The following is a 388-nucleotide window of genomic DNA, read 5'->3' as shown; positions in this document are numbered from 1 at the left end:
CATGAATTTTTCCCTCATGTCGGACGTCAGCCGGTCACGCTCGCGCTCGGCTTTGGAACGGCCGTGCAATGCCCGGTTTTCCCTGGCCAGGCGTTCCTTCTCGATGCGCGCTTTCTGCTTGCGGGCCTGGCGGAGATTGACGACCTCGCCCATTTCCCCGGCTCACTTCTTGCGAAAGGCGTCGAGCGAAACCACTTCGGCACCCTTGCCGCCGGTATCGGCGGCAGCCGGCTTCTTCTCGGCCTCGGTGGCCTTTTTCTTCGATTCCGGTTTCTTTTCGGTCACGACCGCGATCGGCAGCTCCGGGGCCGGCGCGGCGTCGTCGTCTTCCGCGGCGTTGTCCGCCTTGACGTCGAATTCGAGTTCGAAATTCACTGATGGGTCATAG

At 62.1% G+C, this 388-nt stretch carries 1 protein-coding gene and 1 pseudogene; both read right to left on the bottom strand.

Annotation, left to right across the window (positions count from 1 at the left end; genetic code table 11):
* The coding region (locus EOA79_RS32515) for a DUF4169 family protein (RefSeq protein WP_128293725.1) at positions 1-153 on the bottom strand (153 nt) is incomplete at its 3' end.
* Between the two features lie 9 nt (positions 154-162).
* Positions 163-388: pseudogene (locus EOA79_RS32510) on the bottom strand (ClpXP protease specificity-enhancing factor SspB); the annotation flags it as partial.

Origin of the sequence: Mesorhizobium sp. M1A.F.Ca.IN.020.03.2.1 (assembly GCF_004023205.1) — a bacterium.
GTDB lineage: Bacteria > Pseudomonadota > Alphaproteobacteria > Rhizobiales > Rhizobiaceae > Mesorhizobium.
The sequence above is the reverse complement of the archived record's forward strand: the minus strand, read 5'-3'. Positions and strand labels throughout refer to the sequence as shown.